Genomic DNA, 19,331 nt, shown 5'->3' with positions numbered 1-19,331 from the left:
TCCAACAATGAGCGCAACGCTTTCTGCATCCACACTGCTGGCGGTGCCGCTGGCACCGCTGGCCGGGTCGATCCTGGCCGGGATTTTTGGCACGGCGTTCGGCGGCAACTGGATTGGTCGCCGCCTGAGCCACTCGCTGACCATCCTGGGCGTGTTCGTCGCCTTCGTGCTGTCGGCCCTCACCTTCAAGAGCGTGGCTTTTGAAGGGGCCCGTTTCAGCGAAACCCTGTACACCTGGATGGTGGTCGGTGGCCTGAAGATGGAGGTCGGTTTCCTCATCGACAGCCTGACGGCCATGATGATGTGCGTCGTGACCTTCGTGTCGCTGATGGTTCACATCTACACCATCGGCTACATGGAAGAAGACGAAGGCTACAACCGCTTCTTTGCCTACATCTCGTTGTTCACCTTCTCCATGCTGATGCTCGTGATGAGCAACAACATGCTGCAGCTGTTCTTCGGCTGGGAGGCTGTGGGTCTGGTGTCCTACCTGCTGATCGGCTTCTGGTTCAACAAGCCGACGGCCATCTTCGCCAACATGAAGGCTTTCCTGGTCAACCGGGTGGGCGACTTCGGCTTCATCCTGGGCATTGGCCTGCTGGCTGCCTATGGTGGCACCTTGAATTACGCCGAGACCTTTGCCAAGGCCGACGAACTCGCCAAGCTGACCTTCCCGGGCACCGACTGGATGCTGATTACCGTGGCGTGCATCTGCCTGTTCATCGGGGCCATGGGCAAGAGCGCCCAGTTCCCGCTGCACGTCTGGCTGCCGGACTCGATGGAAGGCCCGACCCCGATTTCTGCCCTGATCCACGCGGCCACCATGGTGACCGCTGGTATCTTCATGGTGGCTCGCATGTCGCCGCTGTTTGAGCTCAGCGACACGGCTTTGAACTTCATCATGGTGATCGGTGCGATCACGGCGCTGTTCATGGGCTTCCTGGGCATCATCCAGAACGACATCAAGCGCGTTGTGGCCTACTCGACCCTGTCGCAGCTCGGTTACATGACTGTGGCCCTGGGGGCTTCGGCCTACTCCGTGGCGGTGTTCCACCTGATGACGCACGCCTTCTTCAAGGCGCTGCTGTTCCTTGCCGCAGGCTCGGTCATCATGGGCATGCACCACAACCAGGACATCCGTTGGATGGGTGGCGTTCGCAAGTACATGCCCATCACCTGGATCACCTCGCTGATCGGTTCGCTGGCTTTGATCGGTACGCCGTTCTTCGCAGGCTTCTACTCCAAGGACAGCATCATCGAAGCGGTGCATGAGAGCCATCTGCCGGCTGCCGGTTTCGCCTCGTTCGCGGTGCTGGCCGGTGTGTTCGTCACGGCTTTCTATTCGTTCCGTCTCTACTTCCTGGTGTTCCACGGCAAAGAGCGCTTTGACCAGAACCCAGACGCTCACCATGGACACGACGACCATGGCCACCATGGCGACCACCATGAGCCGCATGAATCGCCTTGGGTGGTGACCCTGCCGCTGGTGCTGCTGGCCATCCCTTCCGTGATCATCGGTTACATCGGCATCGAGCCCATGCTGTTCGGCGACTTCTTCAAGGACGTGATCTTTGTGGATGGCGAAAAGCACCAGGTGATGGAAGAGCTGGCTCATGCCTTCCACGGCTCGGCTGCCATGGCCCTGCATGCTGTCAGCACGGCCCCGTTCTGGCTGGCTCTGGCGGGTGTGGCACTGTCCTACTACATGTACATGATCAACCCGGCATTGCCCGCGGCGATCAAGTCGGCCTGCAAGCCGATCTACAACCTGCTCGAGAACAAGTACTACCTCGACTGGATCAACGAAAACATCATCGCCCGCGGTGCTCGTGGTCTGGGTCTGGGCCTGTGGAAGGCCGGTGACCAAGCCATCATCGACGGCGCGGTGGTCAATGGCTCCTGGAAGCTGGTCGGTTGGGTCGCTGGCTTGGTGCGCTGGATCCAATCCGGCTACATCTATCACTATGCGCTGGTGATGATCCTGGGTGTGTTTGTCTTCATGACGTATTTCGTCTGGCTCAACAAGTAGGAGAAAAACAAAAATGGGATTGTTGAGTCTTGCAATCTGGACACCGATTGTTTTTGGTGTCGTGCTGCTGGCCCTGGGCCGGGATGAACACGCCAAGGTGGTCCGTTGGATCGCCTTGATCGGCGCGGTCTGCGGTCTGCTGGTCACCTGGCCCCTGTACACGGGCTTCGAGATCGGAACCTCGGCCATGCAGTTTGTTGAAAACGTGAGCTGGATCGAGCGTTTCAACATCCACTACCACCTGGGTCTCGATGGGATCTCGTTCTGGTTCGTGCCCTTGACCGCTTTCATCACCGTGATCGTCGTGATCGCGGGCTGGGAAGTGATCACTGAGCGCGTCAACCAGTACATGGGCGCGTTCCTGATCCTCAGCGGTTTGATGATCGGTGTGTTCTCTGCCCTGGACGGCATGCTGTTCTACGTGTTCTTCGAAGCCACGCTGATTCCGATGTACCTGATCATCGGTATCTGGGGTGGTCCGAACAAGATCTACGCGGCGTTCAAGTTCTTCCTGTACACCTTGCTCGGCTCGCTGCTGACGCTGGTGGCCCTGATCTACCTGTACGCCGCTTCGGGTGGCAGCTTTGACATCCAGACCTGGCACAAGCTGCCGCTGGGTTCGACGGCCCAGACCCTGCTGTTCTTTGCCTTCTTCGCTGCGTTCGCTGTGAAGGTGCCGATGTGGCCGGTGCACACCTGGCTGCCGGACGTGCACGTTGAAGCCCCCACCGGCGGCTCTGCTGTGCTGGCCGCCATCATGCTGAAGCTGGGTGCCTATGGTTTCCTGCGCTTCTCGATGCCCATCGCCCCCGACGCCTCGCGTGAGTGGGCCTGGCTGATCATCGGTCTGTCGCTGACGGCTGTGATCTATGTGGGTCTGGTGGCCATGGTCCAGAAGGACATGAAGAAGCTGGTGGCTTATTCGTCTGTGGCGCACATGGGCTTTGTGACCCTGGGCTTCTTCATCTTCAACGACCTCGGCGTGGCCGGTGGTCTGGTGCAGATGATTGCCCACGGTTTTGTGTCGGGTGCCATGTTCCTGAGCATCGGTGTGCTGTACGACCGTGTCCACTCGCGTGAGATCGCCAGCTACGGTGGCGTGGTGAACACCATGCCCAAGTTCGCCGCCTTCGCCTTGCTGTTCTCGATGGCCAACTGCGGCCTGCCGGGCACCGCTGGTTTTGTGGGCGAGTGGATGGTGATCCTGGGTGCGGTGCAGTCCAACTTCTGGTTGGGTCTGCTGGCCGCCTCGGCCCTGATCTTCGGCGCGGCTTACACCCTGTGGATGTTCAAGCGCGTCTATCTGGGCCCGGTGACCAATGACCACGTGCGCGAACTCACGGACATCAACGCCCGTGAGTTCCTGATCATGACCCTGCTGGCGATTGCTGTTCTGGCAATGGGTCTGTACCCCAAGCCTTTCACCGATGTGATGAACGCGTCGGTCACTGACTTGCTGCAACACGTCGCAGCCTCGAAGCTGAACTGACCAGCCTGACCAGAGAGAAACGAGATGATTGACAAACTCAGCTGGATCACGATCTACCCAGAGGTCATTTTGCTGGCCATGGCCAGCGTGATCGCCATTCTCGACCTGGGCGTGAGCAGCCCACGTCGCACCGCCACCTATTTGCTGACCGTGATCACCCTGGTGGTGGTGGCGGGCATGCAGGCCCTGTATGCCGACAGTGGTCAGACCTTCTATGGCTTCAGCGGCATGGTGGTCAGCGACCCGATGGGCAACTGGCTCAAGTGCTTTGCTTCCGTGGCGGTGTTGGTGACCCTGGTTTATGGTCGCCCCTACGCCTCCGAGCGTGGCATGCTGCGCGGCGGTGAGTTGTTCACGCTGAGCCTGTTCGCCTTGCTCGGCATGTTCGTGATGATCTCGGGCAACAACTTCCTGTTGATCTATCTCGGCCTGGAACTGTTGACCCTGTCGAGCTATGCCCTGGTGGCACTGCGCCGTGACCATGCCACTTCGTCTGAGGCGGCCATGAAGTACTTTGTGCTGGGTGCGCTGGCCAGCGGTTTCCTGCTGTATGGCCTGTCCATGCTGTACGGTGCAACCGGCTCGCTGGATCTGGGCCAGGTCTTCAAGGCCGTGGGTTCGGGCCAGGTGGATCATCAGGTGCTGGTCTTCGGCTTGGTTTTTGTGGTGGCGGGTCTGGCGTTCAAGTTGGGCGTGGTGCCTTTCCACATGTGGGTTCCCGATGTGTACCAGGGGGCGCCGACCGCTGTCACCCTGATGATCGGTGGTGCGCCCAAGTTCGCGGCTTTTGCCATCGTGATCCGTCTGTTGGTGGAAGGCCTGCTGCCGCTGGCCATCGACTGGCAGCAGATGCTGCTGGTGTTGTCGGTCTGCTCGTTGCTGATCGGTAACCTGGTGGGTGTGGTGCAGACCAACCTCAAGCGCATGCTGGCTTACTCGACGATTTCCCAGATGGGTTTTGTCCTGCTGGGTTTGATCCCCGGTGTGGTCAATGGCACCACTTTGCCGGCGGCCAATGCCTACAGCTCGGCGATGTTCTACGTGGTCGTCTACGTGCTGACCACCCTGGCCACCTTCGGTGTGATCCTGCTGCTGGCCCGTGAGGGTTTTGAGAGCGAAGAGATCTCCGATCTGGCCGGTCTCAACCAGCGCAGCCCTTTCTACGCCGCGGTGATGTCGGTGTGCCTGTTCTCCATGGCTGGTATTCCTCCGTTGGCAGGCTTCTACGCCAAGCTGTCGGTGCTCCAGGCCTTGGTCACCACGGGTGAAAATGGCTACATCGCCCTGGCTGTGTTTGCTGTGCTGATGTCCTTGATCGGTGCCTTCTACTACCTGCGTGTGGTCAAGGTCATGTACTTTGACCAGCCTCTGACGGCCACCACCGTGTCGGCACCGGCTGACGTGCGGATCGTGATGTCGATCAACGCAGCGCTGATTCTGTTGCTGGGCCTGTTGCCCGGTGGCCTGATGACCCTGTGCGCCCGCGCCATCGTGCTGACGCTGGGTTCCTGAGTCGGCCACTGTGAACCAGACGGTTTCTGTTTGGCTGGTCATTTTGGCGGCATTGCTTGCCGCCAACTTGCCCTTTGTGAATCACCGCCTGCTGGCGGTGATTCCGTTTGCAGCGGAGAAAGCCTTGCCCTGGCGTCTGCTCGAACTGGTGTTTTTTTACGGTCTGGTGGGTGTTTTTGCCTGGGGCATGGAGCAAAGCGCCGGTCAGGCCGCCCCGCAAGGGTGGGAGTTCTATGCGACCACGTTTTGCCTGTTTCTCACACTGGCCTTTCCGGGCTTTGTGTACCGCTATCTGCTCAAGCACCGCCGCGGCGCCTGACTTCGGTTTTCCGTCATGAAGGTTCTGAACCTGCAGTGTGCCGCCCAACACGGGTTTGAAGGCTGGTTTGCCTCCGAGGCCGAGTTTCAGCGTCAGCTCGCCGAGGGCCTGGTGAATTGCCCGGTCTGTGGCGATCACGCCATCCACAAGCTTCCTGCAGCGCCTCGATTGAATCTCAGCGCCTCCCGTGAGCTTGCTTCGCGCGCCCCGTCTTCGAGGCCTGAGTCCCGAACCGAAACCCGGCCTGAATCGCAGACTGGGCAGCCAGTTGACCAACGGGAGCTTCAGGCCGCTTGGCTGAAATTGGCCCGCGAAGTGGCTCGTCAGACCGAGGACGTGGGATCGGACTTTGCCGAGGAGGCGCGGCGCATCCACCACGGAGAGGCCCCCGAGCGTGGCATCCGGGGGCAGGCCACGGTTCAGGAAACCCTGGCCTTGGTGGAGGAGGGCATTCCAGTGTTGCCGCTTCCCATGCCCGTGTCCGCCAAAGAAACGCTCCAATAAGGCGTTTCAGGTGGGCTGGCCTGGCTGGCTGTGAGGCCTTCAGCTCAGCAACTGCATGTTGGCAAATCGGGCATATACGCCACCCAGGGCCATCAAATCTTCATGTCTGCCCTGTTCCACGACCTGTCCCTGATCGAGCACCACAATGCGATCTGACTTCTGGACAGTGGCCAGGCGGTGCGCAATGACCAGGGTGGTGCGTTGGCGCTCGCCAGCGTTGAGGGCGGCGTCCAGTGCGGCCTGCACCATGCGTTCGCTCTCGGCGTCCAGCGCACTGGTGGCTTCGTCCAACAGCAACAGGCGGGGCCGGCGCAGCAAGGCCCTGGCAATCGAGAGCCGTTGCTTTTGCCCACCGCTCAGGCGCACGCCGCGCTCTCCCAAGAACGTGTGATAGCCCTCGGGCAGGGCACGGATGAATTCGTCTGCGAAGGCCTCGCGAGCGGCGGCCATCACTTCGGCATCGGTGGCCTGGGGGGTGCCGTAACGGATGTTTTCCAGGGCGGTGTTCGAAAAGATCACCGCGTCCTGGGGCACCACACCGATCTGGGCGCGCAGGGCGTCCAGATCCCAGTCGGCCAGGGGCACACCGTCCAGACGGATGGCCTGTGTCGGACTCACATCGTAAAAGCGTTGCAACAGCTGCAACACGGTCGATTTGCCTGCACCGCTGCTGCCCACCAAGGCCACTGTCTCACCCGGAGCGATCTGCAGCGTGAAATGGTTCAGCGCCGCTTGCTGGGGGCGTGAGGGGTAATGAAACTGCACGTTCTCGAAGTCGATCGCCACACCCGCCGCAAGGTCTGCGGACGCCGGAACATGGTGGCCGTTGCGGAGGGTGGGGGGCGTGTGCAGCAATTCCATCAAGCGTTCTGTGGCCCCGGCCGCCCGCAAAAGGTCGCCATACACTTCGCCCAGCACGGCGGCTGAGCTGGCCAGAATCAGCACATAGACCACCGTCTGTCCCAATTCGCCGGCACTCAGCCGGCCCCGCATCACCGCCTGGGTGCCCTCGTACAGCCCCCAGAGCAAGGCCGCGCTGGTGGCCATGATCACAAAGGCCACCAACACGGAGCGGGCTTTGCTGCGGCGTACTGCAGTTTGAAACGCTGCTTCAGTGGCTGCGGTGAAGCGAGTGGCTTCGCGCAGACCCGCATTGTTGGCTTGAACCGTGCTCACCGCATTCAGCACTTCGGCGGCGACGGCGCTGGCGTCCGCGACCCTGTCCTGGCTGGCCCGCGACAGGCGTCGTACCCGGCGCCCGAACCACACGGAGGGCGCCACGATCAGCAGCAGGGCTAGCAAGACCTGGCCCATGACGAGCGGATTGGTCCACACCAGCATGCCGAGGGCGCCCAGGCCCATCACGCCATTGCGCAAGCCCATGCTCAAGGAGGAACCCACCACCGTCTGCACCAGCGTGGTGTCGGCGGTGAGGCGTGACAGGACCTCGCCGGTCTGGGTGGTTTCAAAAAAGGCCGGGCTTTGGTCCAGGACATGGGCATAGACCGCATCTCTGAGGTCGGCGGTGATGCGCTCGCCCAACCAGCTCACGGTGTAGAAGCGCGCTGCCGAGAACACCGCCAGGGCCGCTGCCACGCCAAACAGAGCGCCAAAGTGCTGGCCCAGCGCCAGCGCCTGCTGGTCGCGGTGTGCTGGCAGCAGGCCGCCGTCGATCAGGCTGCGCAGGGCTTGTGGAAACACCAGCGTTGCGCCGGCGGCCAGCAGCAGAAACAGCAGGGCCAGCCCGATGGCACCCCGGTACGGAGACAGGAAGGGGCGCAAGCCCCCGAGTGCACGGGGGGAGGCTTTGGCGGAAGCGGGGGAGTTCATCGTGACATGCCTGCGTTGTGAGCGGATTGCTGTGCAGCGAGTGTGCTGGGTTTTCGCGACTGTAACGTTCCCGGTCCGCAGACGCTGTGTTTACCAAAAATTAACATTGCTTCAGCAGACTCAGCCTTGACAATAATTGCCTGGGCAAATAATATTTTCGCCATGTCATCCGATTCTTCAAGCCCACAGGGTGCCTCTGCGCCTGGGTTCTACCGCCCCGAGTCTTACGGGGGCCAAATCAGTGTGGGTTACACCATGCGTCACATCGTCAGGCTGATGGGCCTGGAGATCGATCGCAAGATGGAGCCCCACGGTTTGACCAATGCCCAGTGGATTCCTCTGATCAAGCTTTACGAACGCCCAGGCGGCAGCGTTGCTGAATTGGCCCGCTCCTGCCAGCTGGACAACGGGGCCATGACCCGCCTGCTGGACCGGGTTGAGAGCAAGGGCCTGTGTCGTCGGGTGCGATCTCTTTCAGACAGGCGTGTTGTCAATCTGGAGCTGACACCGGAAGGGGAGGAGGCCGCGCGCATCATTCCCGAGGTGCTTTGCAACATGCAAAACAGCATGCTCGAAGGCTTCTCTGAGGCGGAGTGGCTGCAACTCGTCGAATTTCTTCAACGCATTTTCAAGAACGCAGAGCGCATCCAGGCCGACGCTGATGCTGCTGCTGCGAAGGGCAAGTCATGATCCAACATCCTCAGCGCCATACCGATCGGCGCAAACGTTTTGTCCTGGCGATGGCTGCAGCAGGTGCTGTGGCCGCTTTGGCCGGTTGTGCCGACTTCTCCGGCATTCAAGGGCACGCCAAGATGCGCGAACCGTCAAGCTTGGCAGCCAGTGGTGCGGCTGACAAGGCAAGCCCGACCTTGCCTTGGCTGCGTTCGGATGTGTGGCGCGAGTATGGCGATGCCCAGCTGGACGCCTTGCTGGAACAGGCCCTGAGCGGCAACCCCAGCTTGCAACAGGCTCGTCTGCGCCTCGAGCGGGCCCAGGCGCAGTCCGGTGTGGCTCGGGCGGCCTTGCTGCCTCAACTGGGGGCAGGGGCAGAAATCAACCGTGAACTCTACAGTGCCAACAGCCTGTACCCGCCGCCGCTGGCTGGCAGTGTGGACAATTCCGGCACGGTGCAGTTGCAGGGCTCCTGGGAGCTGGATTTCTTTGGCAAGAACCGGGCGGCCCTGGATTCCGCCATCGGTTCTGTGCAGGCGGCCGCGGCCGATGCACAGGCCGCCCGCCTGCTGCTGGCGAGCAATGTGGTTCGTTCCTACTACCAGTTGGCCCGAGCAGGGGCACAACTGGAAGTGGCCGAGCGCACGCTGGAGCAACGCAAGGAGATGCTGGGTTTGGTCCGTTCACGGCTCGCCGCGGGCCTGGACACCCAGTTGGAGCTGCGCCAAAGCCAGGGCGGGATTCCCGAGGCCCAACTGCAGATCGAGGCGCTGCGCGAGCAGCAAGCCCTGGCCAAGAATGCGCTGGCCACCCTGGTCGGCGACCCTTCTATTGCACAGCGGCTGAAGGTGCCCTCCTTGCCTGCGGCCTTGGGGGTCTCGGCGCCGGCTGAAGTGCCCTTGAATCTGCTCGGTCAGCGTGCCGACGTGGTGGCCGCCCGCTGGCGGGTTGAAGCTGCCAGCCGTGACACTGATATGGCCCGCGCGCAGTTCTACCCGAACATCAACCTGAAGGCCTATGCCGGTTTCTCGGCTTTGGGGTTTTCCAATCTGTTCAAGTCCAGCAGTGAGCAGTGGGGTGTCGGCCCCGCCATCAACCTGCCCTTGTTTTCAGGCGGGCGCTTGCGGGCCAATCTGCGCGTGAAGACGGCCGATCTGGACACGGCCATTGAGTCCTACAACGGCACGGTGCTGGAAGCCGTTCACGATGTCGCCGACCAGTTGGTGACCGCGCAATCGCTTGAGCGCCAGCAGACCGAGCAAAGGAATGCCCAGCAAGCCGCGGAAGATGCCCACCAGATCGCGGTGCAGCGTTACAAGGCGGGCTTGAGCACCTACCTGCAGGTCTTGGCCACGGAAAGCAATGTGCTGCAGCAGCGCCGTGCGGCAGTCGATCTGAAGGCCCGCGTCATCGACACCCAGGTGGCCCTGTGGCGCGCTCTGGGTGGCGGCCTGCCGACCTCTCCGGTGGCGTTGGCCAATGACCGTGGGGCGCTGGAAAACGGCGCCATCCGTCTGCAGTCGGCGCTGGCCGGCCAGCGCCCGGACACCGCAGCGGCCCCGGCCACCCCTTGAAAGCCCCCTGACCCCTTTGATTTCAGCGCGGGCCATGGCTGATGCGCCCCGCTCATCCCCCACACAGGATTCATCATGAACGCTCCACAAAACAACGCTGCCCCTTCGCTCGATCCGTCCTCTGCCAAGGCCTCGCGGCGCAAAGGCCTGCTGTCGATTGCCGCATTGGTGGTGATTGCCGGCGCTGGCTGGGCTGCTTACGAGTGGCTGGTTTCCAGCCACTACGAAACCACCGACAACGCTTATGTGCAAGGCAATCTGATTCAGATCACGCCGCAGATCAGCGGCACCGTCACGGCCATCCTGGCCGATGACACCGATTTTGTGAAGGCCGGTGCGCCCCTGGTGCGCCTGGATACCGCCGATGTCGCTGTGGCCCTGGAGCAGGCGCAGGCCAACCTGGCGCAAACAGTGCGGCAAGTGCGCACGGTCTATGCCAACAACGCCTCGTTGGAGGCCCAGGTCAAGCTGCGCGAAACCGATGTGGCCAAGGCCCAGTTGGAGATCGAGCGTGCCCAGGACGACCTGAATCGCCGCCAATCGCTGAGCGGCAATGGCGCCGTGTCCCGCGAAGAACTGGCCCATACCCAGACGCAATTGGCCAATGCCCGCAGCGTGCTGGCAGCCGCCCAGGCCGGTGTGGTGGCCGCACGCGAACAACTGGCCAGCAACAAGGCCATGACCGACGGCACCCCGGTGGAGACCCACCCCAGCGTGCTGGCTGCGGCAGCCAAGGTGCATGAGGCCTTCCTGGCCTCGCGCCGTGCCGCTTTGCCCGCCCCTGTGGATGGCTATGTGGCCAAGCGCACGGTTCAACTGGGCCAGCGCGTGGCCGCCGGCAACCCGATGATGTCCATCGTGCCGCTGAACCAGCTGTGGGTGGATGCCAACTTCAAGGAAGTCCAGCTGCGCAACATCCGCATCGGCCAGCCCGTCAAGCTGACGGCAGACCTGTGGGGCAAGAAGGTCGAGTACAGCGGCAAGGTGGCTGGCCTGGGCGTGGGCACGGGCGCCGCGTTTGCCCTGCTGCCGGCCCAGAACGCCACCGGCAACTGGATCAAGGTGGTGCAGCGGGTGCCCGTGCGCGTCACGCTGGACCCCGAAGAGGTGGCCAAGCACCCCCTGCGCATCGGCCTGTCCATGGACGCCGAGGTGGATGTGACGGACCGCGACGGCAAGTCGCTGGCCGATGCACCGCGCGACAACGCGGCGGTGCAGACCCAGGTGTATGCCGTGCCTGACGATGAAGCCACTGCGCTGATCAACCGGGTCATCTCGGCCAATGTGGGGCACCCGGTGCGCCTGTCCAAGGCCGCTTTTGCTGCGGCGCCCGTGGTGGCTCAAAACGCCCATTGAAAGGCCACAGCATGTCGTCCAATTCTGCGGCTTTCTCGCCCCCACCTCCGCTGGAGGGGGCGGCCCGCACCTGGGGCACGATCGCCCTGTCGGCGGCCACGTTCATGAACGTGCTGGACACCTCGATTGCCAACGTGTCGCTGCCCGCCATCGCGGGTGACCTGGGGGTGAGCCCGAATCAGGGCACCTGGGTGATCACCAGCTTTGCCGTGGCCAATGCGATTGCCGTGCCTCTCACGGGCTGGTTGTCCCAGCGGGTGGGGCAGGTGCGCCTGTTTGTGATCAGCGTGCTGCTGTTCGTGCTGGCCTCGTGGCTTTGTGGCCTGGCCCCCAACATGAGTAGCCTGATCGCGCTGCGTGCGCTGCAGGGCTTTGTGGCCGGCCCGATGATCCCGCTGTCTCAGGGCCTGCTGCTGTCCAGCTACCCGCGTGCACTGGCGGGCCTGGCCATGGCCATGTGGTCGATGACCACCTTGATTGCGCCGGTGATGGGCCCCTTGCTGGGCGGTTGGATCACCGACAACATGAGCTGGCCCTGGATTTTCTACATCAACATCCCGGTGGGCATCGCCTCGGCCCTGGTCACCTGGATGCTGTACCACAAGCGCGAGACACCGACCAAGCAACTGCCCATCGATTCGGTGGGCCTGGCCTTGCTGGTGATCTGGATCGGCGCCATGCAGGTGACGCTGGACATCGGCAAGGAGAACGACTGGTTCCACTCGGACATGGTGGTGGGCTTGGCCGTGGTGGCCGTGGTAGGCTTGGCCCTGTTTCTGGTGTGGGAGCTGACCGACGACCATCCCGTGGTGGACCTGGCCTTGTTCAAGCGGCGCAATTTCTGGGCTGGGGCCCTGGCCACTTCGGTGGGCTATGGCCTGTTCTTTGGCAACGTGGTGTTGCTGCCGCTGTGGTTGCAGCAGTACATGGGGTACACCGCCACCCAGGCGGGCATGGTGATGGCCCCTGTGGGGCTGATGGCTCTGGTGCTGTCGCCCTGGGTGGGCAAGAACATTGCCAAGTTCGATCCGCGTTACTTTGCCACCTTTGCCTTCGCCGTGTTCGCGCTGGTGCTGTGGATGCGATCCAATTTCAATACGCAGGCTGATTTGGCGACCATCATGGTGCCGACCATTGTGCAGGGTGTGGCCATGGCGTTCTTCTTCATTCCGCTGGTGACCATCACCCTGTCGGGCATCACGCCAGACCGCATTCCGGCCGCATCAGGCTTGTCCAACTTTGCCCGCATCACGGCGGGTGCTTTTGGCACCTCGATCTCGACCACGGTCTGGGAGAACCGGGCCAGCTTGCACCACGCGCAGTTGGTCGAGTCCATTCAACAAGGCAATGCGACCGCCATGGGTGCCTTGCAGGGCTTGAATGCGGCAGGGTTGAGCCCGGAGCAGGCCTTGGCGCAGGTCAACCGCCTGGTGGATCAGCAGGCCTTCATGCTGGCAGCCAACGACGTGTTTCTGGCCTCGGCCTTCATCTTCCTGGCTTTGATTCCGCTGGTGTGGTTGTCCCACCCGCTGCCCGGAACGGCGGGGAGTGCCGACGCTGCCGCTGGCGCTCACTGAGCCCCAGCGCGCTGGCAAAACGGGGGCTTCGCCTGATCAGAGTGGCGGGGCTTCCAGCCAACACAGGGCCACTCGGCTCAAGGGGTCTTGCCAGCAGGGGCCGGGCGCGAAGCCTGCGCGACGGGCCAGCGCCTGCAGCTCGCTGGCCGTGCCGGGGTGCAGTTGCAGCGTCTGAATGGCCTCGCCCGCTGCCAGTGCGATGGCCGTCACCTGCCCATGGTGGCGCAGCTCGAGTGTCAGGGCCCGGGTGCAGCCCAGTTGCAGCACCACGTTGTGCCCTGATGCGTCCGCCTTCACCTGGTGCTGGAATTGTCCGTTGCCCAGCCGCAGTGCAAAGTCCCTCTGGCATCGGCGCAGGCCATTGAGGTTGAAGTCGGCCATGCGCCCTTGCGCATCGTTGTAGGCGCGCTCCTGCAATTGAGGGTCTTGGACTTGGTCCACGGTGATGAGCAAGGCGCCGCCTCGAAGCGCACTGGCCAGCCCTTGAAGAAGGGGGAGTCTGGCTTGTCGGGGGATCCGGCTCCAGCCAGAGCCGCCGATCAGGCCGATGCGTCGCGCTGCGTCGGGGTGCGCCGCCGGCAGGGCCGGGGACTGCGTGAAGTCACCGACCAGGGCCTGGATGTCCAGCCTGGGGTAGTCGTGCTGCAAGCCTGAAACTCGCGCCTGCAGGTGTTGCTCGGAGGTGTCCATGGCCACGTAGCGCACAGGTTGGTCCGCTTCTTCAATCAGGCGCCGCACCACGCGCATGGCGCCTGCACCATATTCGACCAGTTCGGGGCAGGGGCCCATGCGGCGTGCGATGTCGCCTGCATGTTCATGCAGCACCACCAGCTCGGTGCGGGCCAGAAAGTAGTCTGGAGATTCGGTGGCCAGTTCGTACAGGGCCGACCCCTGCAGGTCAAACAGATAGGGCCAGGGCAATTGCCGTGGCTGCTTTTGCAGAGCGCACAACACCTGGGCCTGCAGTTCCTCCGAGGCTGTTGTGGCGGGCAAGGCGCTGGCAGGCCAGGGCAGGGGGGCCTTGGCAGCGCCACGGCGTGCGCTGTTCCACTGGTGCATCGGGCCGACCGGGGCCATGGTGGGCGGGCGCTTCAGCGAGACAGGGGCTGCCCGTCTGCGAGCGCAGACAGGTTCAATCGCGTGCGTGTTTCGATCATCAGGGGCCTCCTCGCCGGTCGTTGTTCTGGGTTGATGCGCAAATGACCTTATAGGAATTCACAAGCGACGCACATGCGGGCTTGCACGGGGTGTGGGTGGATTGCATCTGCAAGCCGGGCGGGCGATGCGAGGCCCTGTGACGCCCGTGCCAAGCGCTGATGTCCGGTTGGCGACCAGCCTAGGCATTTGCCCCAGTATCAGCCGCTGCGGCGCAGCATTAGCATGAACTTCAATGCACATGAAACAAGGTGTATTGCAGCCAGCGGCACCTTGTTGCATCTTTTCCCATCTTCCGGAGCGCCCCAGAGACGATGAGCGACATCATTTTGCAAACCCAGAAGCTCACCAAGGAGTTCAAGGGCTTCACAGCGGTCAGCCAGGTGGATCTTGCAGTTGAACGTGGGTCCATCCATGCGTTGATCGGTCCGAATGGCGCTGGCAAGACCACCTGCTTCAACCTGCTGACCAAGTTCCTGGAGCCCAGCTCCGGTCGCATCCTTTTCAACGGCATCGACATCACACGTGAGCGCCCGGCGCAGATTGCCCGCCGCGGCATCATCCGCTCGTTCCAGATTTCTGCCGTGTTTCCGCACCTGACCTTGCTGGAGAACGTCCGCATCGGCCTGCAACGCATGCTGGGCACGAGCTACCACTTCTGGCGCAGCGAGAAGACCCTGAATCAGCTCAATGACCGCGCTCTGGCCCTGTTGGCCGAGGTGGGTCTGGAAGACATGGCCACTGAGCTGACCGTCAACCTGCCCTATGGCCGCAAGCGTGCCCTTGAAATCGCAACCACCCTGGCCATGGAGCCCGAGTTGATGCTGCTCGATGAGCCCACACAGGGCATGGGCCACGAAGACGTGGACCGCGTCACCCAGTTGATCAAGAAGGTGTCTCTGGGGCGCACCATCCTGATGGTGGAGCACAACATGAGCGTGATCTCGAACATCGCCGACAAGATCACCGTGCTTCAGCGCGGCGCTGTCCTGGCCGAGGGGCCTTACGCAGAAGTGTCGCGCAACCCCTTGGTCATGGAAGCCTACATGGGCACCACCGATGGCCAGTTGCAGGGAGCCCACTGAGATGAGCGAGGCAATTCACAAAAGCGCAGCGCCCGCAGCGCTCGAGATTCAGGGCTTGCAGGCCTGGTATGGCGAATCGCATGTTCTGCATGGCGTCGACATGGTGGTTCGGCCGGGCGAGGTCGTCACCTTGCTGGGCCGCAATGGCGCCGGGCGCACGACCACGATGCGGGCCATCATGGGGCTGACCGGGGCCCGCAAGGGATCGCTCAAGATCGATGGCGTCGAAACCATCACCATGCCCACGCATCGCATTGCCCACCTTGGCGTGGGTTACTGCCCGGAGGAGCGTGGCATCTTCTCCAGCCTGAGCTGTGAGGAAAACCTGCTGTTGCCGCCGCGCTTGAAAGGCGCCACGGGTGGCATGTCGGTGGAAGAAATTTACGACATGTTTCCCAACCTGGCGGAGCGTCGCCACAGCCAGGGAACGCGGCTTTCCGGGGGCGAACAGCAGATGCTGGCGGTGGCGCGCATTTTGCGGACGGGGGCCAAATTGCTCTTGCTCGACGAGATCTCCGAAGGCCTGGCCCCGGTCATCGTCCAGGCGCTGGCCCGCATGATCACCACCTTGCGCGCCAAGGGCTACACCGTGGTCATGGTGGAGCAGAACTTCCGTTTTGCGGCCCCGCTGGCCGACCGCTTCTACGTCATGGAGCACGGTCGGATGGTCGAGCAGTTTGGCGCCGCCGAACTCGACCAGAAGATGCCCGTGCTCAACGAACTCCTGGGTGTCTGAGCCCCAGAGTCCGCATTCACCCCGATACCAGGCAGTGACCCTTCGATCCATCCACAGGAGACAAACATGAAAACCAAACTCACCGTCCTCGCCGCCTTGCTGGCCTGCTCGGGCATGACCGCCGCCCAAGCGCAGGAGAAGGTCAAGATCGGTTTCATCACCGACATGTCCAGCCTCTACGCCGACGTTGAAGGCAAGAACGGGGCCTTGGCCATCCAGATGGCCATCGATGATTTCGGCGGCAAGGTCAATGGCATGCCGATCGAGCTGCTAACGGCGGATCACCAGAACAAGGCTGACATCGCCGCCTCCAAGGCGCGCGAGTGGATCGACACCCAGGGCCTGACCATGGTTTTCGGTGGCACCAACTCCGGCACGGCCCTGGCGATCGCCAAGGTGGCATCGGAAAAGAAGCGTGTCTACGTGAACAACGGCGCGGCGACATCGGCGCTGACCAACGAGCAATGCTCGCCCTACACGGTGCACTACGCCTACGACACGGTAGCACTGGCCAAGGGCACCGGTGGTGCGGTGGTCGATGGCGGTGGTCGCAACTGGTTTTTCCTGACAGCAGACTATGCCTTCGGCCATGCGCTTGAGGCCGATACCACCGCGGTCGTGAAGGCCAAGGGAGGCCAGATCCTGGGCAGCGTTCGCCACCCCTTGAATGCGTCGGATTTCTCGTCTTTCCTGCTTCAGGCGCAAAGTTCGAAGGCGCAGATCCTGGGTCTGGCCAATGCGGGCGGCGACACCATCAACTCGATCAAGGCGGCCAAGGAATTCGGCATCGGCAAGACCATGAAGCTGGCGGGTCTGCTGATCTTCATCTCTGATGTGCACAGCCTGGGCTTGAAGAACACCGAAGGTCTGCTGCTGACCGCGCCCTGGTACTGGGATCTGAACGAGGAGACGCGCAAATTCTCGGCTCGCTTCTTCGAGAAGACCAAGCGCATGCCGACCGAAATCCAGGCGGCTGATTACTCGGCCACCATGAATTACTTGAAGGCCGTGCAAGAGGCCAAGACGGTCGATGCCGACAAGGTGATGACGACCTGGAAAGGCATGAAGATGAACGACTTCTTCGCCTCAGGTCAGCTGCGGGCCGACGGGCGCTATGTGCACGACATGTACCTCATGCAGGTGAAGGCTCCGTCTGAGTCGACCAAGCCCTGGGATTACTACAAGGTGGTCAAGAAGATGGCCGGCGATCAGGTCTTCACGACCAAGGCCGAATCCAAGTGCGCGCTTTGGAAATGATCTCCTGAAACCGGCGGAGGGTGTTCCCCCTCTGCCGGCCTGACTGCTTTTTACCGTCCACCCACCAGTACCTTATGGAAATCTTCGGTGTCTCCGTGCCCGCCATGTTGAGCCAGTTGTTGCTCGGCCTGGTCAATGGGTCCTTTTACGCCATCTTGAGCTTGGGGTTGGCGGTGATCTTCGGCCTGCTCAACGTCATCAACTTTGCGCATGGCGCCTTGTTCATGATGGGGGCCATCCTCACCTGGATGGCGATGACCTACTTCAACATCAGCTACTGGGTGATGTTGATTGCATCACCTCTGATCGTTGGGGCTTTCGGCATCCTCATCGAACGTCTGTTGCTGCGATGGATCTACAAACTGGACCATCTGTATGGCCTGCTCCTCACCTTGGGCCTGACCCTGCTGATCGAGGGCGTCTTCCGTTCCATCTATGGTGTCTCGGGATTGGCTTACGACACACCGGATCAATTGGTGGGTGCAACCAACCTGGGCTTCATGATGCTGCCGAACTACCGCGCCTGGGTGGTGGTGGCCTCCGTGGTGGTCTGTCTGGCCACCTGGTTTGTCATCGAAAAGACCCGTTTGGGTGCCTACCTGCGTGCAGGTACCGAGAACCCGCGGCTGGTCGAGGCCTTTGGCATCAACGTGCCTTTGATGGTCACGCTGACATACGGCTTTGGTGTGGCACTGGCCGCCTTTGCCGGGGTGCTGGCAGCGCCCGTCATCCAGGTCACCCCTTTGATGGGGCAGAACCTGATCATCGTGGTGTTTGCCGTGGTGGTGATCGGTGGCATGGGGTCCATCATGGGCTCCATCCTCACCGGCCTGGGCTTGGGGGTGATTGAAGGTTTTACCAAGGTGTTCTATCCGGAGGCCTCGTCGACGGTCGTGTTTGTCATCATGGTCATCGTTCTCCTGATTCGCCCCGCCGGCTTGTTCGGCAAAGAAAAATAAGAGGAGCCCAGGGCATGAACAAAAACACGAACAATCTGCTGGCCTATGGGGTGCTGTTGCTGGCTTTGGTGGCGGCACCGTTTCTTGGCGCCTACCCCGTCTTTGTCATGAAGCTGATGTGCTTTGCCTTGTACGCATCAGCCTTCAACCTGTTGCTGGGCTACACCGGCTTGCTGTCTTTCGGCCATGCCGCCTTTCTCGGTGGTGCAGCCTACCTGTGTGGCCACTCAATCAAGGTCTGGGGTTTGAACCCCGAGTGGGCCTTGCTGTTGGGAACTGCGGGCGGTGCGTTTCTGGGGTGCATCTTCGGCATGTTGGCCATCCGTCGGCAAGGCATCTACTTCTCCATGATCACGCTGGCCCTGGCCCAGATGCTGTTCTTTGTCTGCCTCCAGGCACCGTTCACGGGCGGCGAGGATGGCATGCAAGGTGTTCCGCGCGGGGCCCTGTTCGGTGTGCTGGATCTCAAGAGTGATCTGGCCATGTACTACGTGGCGCTGGCCGTGGTGGTGCTCGCTTTCCTGTTGATCGTCCGCATCATTCATTCGCCGTTTGGGCAAGTGCTCAAAGGCATCAAGGAGAACGAGGCGCGGGCGATCTCTCTGGGCTATGACACGCAGCGCTACAAACTGCTGGCTTTTGTCCTGTCTGCAGCGCTGGCAGGGCTGGCCGGCTCGCTGAAAACGCTGGTGTTGGGTTTTGCAACGCTCAGCGATGTGCACTGGACCAGTTCTGGCGAGGTCATCCTCATGACCCTGGTCGGCGGGCTGGGCACCTTGTCCGGGCCGCTGCTCGGCTCGGCGGTCGTGGTCGTCCTTGAGAACAAGCTCGGTGAGATCGGCAATCTGTTGGCGGCCATCAGTGGGGTCGATTGGTTCAAGACCCTGGGCGAGTCGGTCACGATGGTCACGGGGCTGATCTTTGTGATCTGCGTGCTGGCCTTCAGGCGGGGCATCATGGGTGAAATCCTGGCCCTGCGAGATCGCTTCAAATAGGAAGAGGCAGCCGCCCCTCTTTCAGAAGCAGGGCAGCCCCGCCCTAATTTGATACCAGATAACCAATCTAGTAACTTGGTTATTAATGAATCTTGTGCCGATTCATCTTTCAGCCGCATTTCTCTGTGTATACTAGCGGGCTCGACTGCACAGAACAGTGCTCTACGAGTGGCGGAGGTGAGAAGCCTCTGGTGCTTGGTTGGGTTGGTTGTTGTGAGTGGTTTGAGAAGTTTTCTGGTTTTGAGTTTGCTGCTGTAAAAAGCGATGTATAATTCGAGGCTC

At 61.9% G+C, this 19,331-nt stretch carries 16 protein-coding genes; 14 read left to right on the top strand and 2 right to left on the bottom strand.

What is annotated here, in order from left to right; translation table 11 throughout:
• The first annotated feature begins 7 nt into the window (after positions 1–7).
• From nuoL to F624_RS0127255, 5 genes are read left to right on the top strand one after another with little or no spacing between them, the layout of a single operon-like run.
• On the top strand, positions 8–2,029 hold the full coding sequence (gene nuoL / locus F624_RS0127275) for an NADH-quinone oxidoreductase subunit L (protein ID WP_031256463.1): 2,022 nt from the start codon (positions 8–10) through the stop codon (positions 2,027–2,029).
• A 13-nt stretch (positions 2,030–2,042) separates the two neighbouring features.
• Positions 2,043–3,518, top strand: coding sequence for an NADH-quinone oxidoreductase subunit M (locus F624_RS0127270; protein WP_027477191.1), 1,476 nt, complete (start codon positions 2,043–2,045; stop codon positions 3,516–3,518).
• A gap of 24 nt (positions 3,519–3,542) precedes the next feature.
• Positions 3,543–5,030 (top strand): NADH-quinone oxidoreductase subunit NuoN, encoded by a 1,488-nt coding sequence (nuoN, locus tag F624_RS0127265; protein WP_019577563.1) that lies wholly within the window; start codon positions 3,543–3,545, stop codon positions 5,028–5,030.
• A 10-nt stretch (positions 5,031–5,040) separates the two neighbouring features.
• Positions 5,041–5,349 carry a DUF2818 family protein gene (locus F624_RS0127260; protein ID WP_031256460.1) on the top strand — a complete coding sequence of 103 codons (309 nt, stop codon included), beginning with the start codon at positions 5,041–5,043 and terminating at the stop codon, positions 5,347–5,349.
• A 15-nt stretch (positions 5,350–5,364) separates the two neighbouring features.
• Entirely contained in the window at positions 5,365–5,853 is a 489-nt protein-coding gene (locus tag F624_RS0127255) for a DUF1178 family protein (protein WP_019577561.1), read from the top strand.
• 39 nt (positions 5,854–5,892) lie between these two features.
• On the opposite strand, the gene F624_RS0127250 is transcribed toward F624_RS0127255, so the two are convergent.
• Complete coding sequence (locus tag F624_RS0127250; RefSeq protein WP_031256458.1) at positions 5,893–7,683, bottom strand: ABC transporter transmembrane domain-containing protein; 1,791 nt, start codon at positions 7,681–7,683, stop codon at positions 5,893–5,895.
• A 255-nt stretch (positions 7,684–7,938) separates the two neighbouring features.
• On the opposite strand from F624_RS0127250, the gene F624_RS0127245 reads away from it, so the two are divergent.
• The 4 genes from F624_RS0127245 to F624_RS0127230 all read left to right on the top strand — a co-directional run bounded on the left by F624_RS0127245 (position 7,939) and on the right by F624_RS0127230 (position 12,862).
• On the top strand, positions 7,939–8,373 hold the full coding sequence (locus F624_RS0127245) for a MarR family winged helix-turn-helix transcriptional regulator (RefSeq protein ID WP_019577559.1): 435 nt from the start codon (positions 7,939–7,941) through the stop codon (positions 8,371–8,373).
• On the top strand, positions 8,370–9,929 hold the full coding sequence (locus tag F624_RS0127240; RefSeq protein WP_157443659.1) for an efflux transporter outer membrane subunit: 1,560 nt from the start codon (positions 8,370–8,372) through the stop codon (positions 9,927–9,929). Before F624_RS0127245 ends, F624_RS0127240 begins: the two co-directional genes overlap by 4 nt.
• A gap of 75 nt (positions 9,930–10,004) precedes the next feature.
• Positions 10,005–11,285, top strand: a complete 1,281-nt coding sequence (locus F624_RS0127235; protein ID WP_019577557.1) for an HlyD/EmrA/EmrK family protein — start codon at positions 10,005–10,007, stop codon at positions 11,283–11,285.
• Positions 11,286–11,296: 11 nt separating this feature from the next.
• Positions 11,297–12,862, top strand: a complete 1,566-nt coding sequence (locus tag F624_RS0127230) for a DHA2 family efflux MFS transporter permease subunit (RefSeq protein WP_031256456.1) — start codon at positions 11,297–11,299, stop codon at positions 12,860–12,862.
• Positions 12,863–12,898: 36 nt separating this feature from the next.
• On the opposite strand, the gene F624_RS0127225 is transcribed toward F624_RS0127230, so the two are convergent.
• On the bottom strand, positions 12,899–13,939 hold the full coding sequence (locus F624_RS0127225) for an L-histidine N(alpha)-methyltransferase (protein ID WP_019577555.1): 1,041 nt from the start codon (positions 13,937–13,939) through the stop codon (positions 12,899–12,901).
• Between the two features lie 392 nt (positions 13,940–14,331).
• Between F624_RS0127225 and F624_RS0127220 the strand changes: the two genes are divergently transcribed.
• The 5 genes from F624_RS0127220 (at position 14,332) to F624_RS0127200 (ending at position 19,049) form a co-directional block, all read left to right on the top strand.
• Positions 14,332–15,102, top strand: coding sequence for an ABC transporter ATP-binding protein (locus F624_RS0127220; protein ID WP_019577554.1), 771 nt, complete (start codon positions 14,332–14,334; stop codon positions 15,100–15,102).
• Between the two features lies 1 nt (position 15,103).
• Entirely contained in the window at positions 15,104–15,838 is a 735-nt protein-coding gene (locus tag F624_RS0127215; RefSeq protein ID WP_019577553.1) for an ABC transporter ATP-binding protein, read from the top strand.
• Between the two features lie 66 nt (positions 15,839–15,904).
• Positions 15,905–17,095: an ABC transporter substrate-binding protein gene (locus tag F624_RS0127210; RefSeq protein ID WP_019577552.1), complete on the top strand. Its 1,191-nt coding sequence runs from the start codon at positions 15,905–15,907 to the stop codon at positions 17,093–17,095.
• A 74-nt stretch (positions 17,096–17,169) separates the two neighbouring features.
• Positions 17,170–18,054: a branched-chain amino acid ABC transporter permease gene (locus F624_RS0127205; protein ID WP_019577551.1), complete on the top strand. Its 885-nt coding sequence runs from the start codon at positions 17,170–17,172 to the stop codon at positions 18,052–18,054.
• 14 nt (positions 18,055–18,068) lie between these two features.
• Positions 18,069–19,049, top strand: coding sequence for a branched-chain amino acid ABC transporter permease (locus F624_RS0127200; RefSeq protein WP_019577550.1), 981 nt, complete (start codon positions 18,069–18,071; stop codon positions 19,047–19,049).
• Positions 19,050–19,331: the final 282 nt, after the last annotated feature.

It is taken from the genome of Curvibacter lanceolatus ATCC 14669, from assembly GCF_000381265.1.
Taxonomy (GTDB): domain Bacteria; phylum Pseudomonadota; class Gammaproteobacteria; order Burkholderiales; family Burkholderiaceae_C; genus Curvibacter; species Curvibacter lanceolatus.
The sequence above is the reverse complement of the archived record's forward strand: the minus strand, read 5'-3'. Positions and strand labels throughout refer to the sequence as shown.